1 protein-coding gene is annotated in these 1,238 nt (G+C 69.3%); it reads left to right on the forward strand.

Annotated features, from left to right (window positions below; translation table 11 throughout):
* Nucleotides 1–179 precede the first annotated feature (179 nt).
* Nucleotides 180–1,169, forward strand: coding sequence for an LLM class F420-dependent oxidoreductase (locus ACWEVN_RS47955; protein ID WP_452055726.1), 990 nt, complete (start codon nt 180–182; stop codon nt 1,167–1,169).
* Nucleotides 1,170–1,238: the final 69 nt, after the last annotated feature.

Below are 1,238 nucleotides of genomic sequence, written 5' to 3' on the forward strand. Positions count from 1 at the left end.
CCCACCTCGGGCAACCTCGAGGGCTTCGACATCGACATGGTCAACGCGGTCGCGACCACCGCAGCCGCCCGTGTTCGCTGGTCCTCGCCCCCGAGCCGCCCCTGCGCTGCCGGGCTGGAGCGGCTCCAGCCGGGCAAAATCACGCCGCGCACATCCCTGAGCGAAGCTAAGTTGTACGCATGCGCTTCGGAATGTTCGTCCCGCAGGGCTGGCGGCTGGACCTGGCCGGCATCGACCCCGCGGACCACTGGAAGACCATGCTCGGCCTCGCGAAACACGCGGAGGCGGGCCCCTTCGAATCGATCTGGGTCTACGACCACTTCCACACCGTGCCGGTCCCGACCGACGAGGCCACGCACGAGGCGTGGTCGCTGATCTCGGCGTTCGCCGCCGCGACGGAGACCGTCCGGCTCGGGCAGATGTGCACCTGCATGGGTTACCGCAACCCCGCCTACCTGGCGAAGGTCGCCGCGACGGCCGATCTCATCTCGGGTGGCCGGGTCGAAATGGGCATCGGCGCCGGCTGGTACGAGCACGAGTGGCGGGCCTACGGCTACGGCTTCCCTACCGCCGGCGAGCGGCTCGGCCAGCTCGACGAGGGCGTCCAGATCATGCGCGACCTCTGGACGACCGGCAAGTCCACTTTGGACGGGAAGCACTACCGGACCGACGGGGCGATCCTGAGCCCGCGCCCGCTGCAGGACGGCGGCATCCCGCTGTGGATCGCCGGCGGCGGCGAGAAGAAGACGCTCCGGATCGCGGCGAAGTACGCGAAGTACACGAACTTCTTCCCCGAACCGGAGGCGTTCACCCACAAGTCCGAAATCCTCGCGGCGCACTGCAAGGACGTCGGCACGGACTTCGACGCGATCGTCCGTTCGGGCAACCTCAGCGTCGTCCTCGGCGAAACCGAGAACGACGTCCAGGAGAAGCAGGCCTGGCTGAAGGCGCACTACGAGAAGTACGTCCCGGCCGAGGACGCCGCGCGGGCGGTCGCGACCTTCGCGAGCGGCCCGACGGCGGGCACCCCGGAGCAGGTCGCCGAGCACCTCGCCGCCCTGGGCAAGCGGGGCATGTCCTACGCGATCCTGAACTTCCCGGAAGCCGCGTACGACCGCTCGGGCATCGACTTGTTCACCAAGCACGTCGCCCCGGCGCTCGCGGGCTGAAAACTGTCGGTCCCCTTCGGTAGCGTGGAAAACGGGGGCTGCTAAGGCACCGCCGGGCTGCCGCCGTCC

The sequence above is a fragment of the Amycolatopsis sp. NPDC003861 genome (assembly GCF_053605405.1).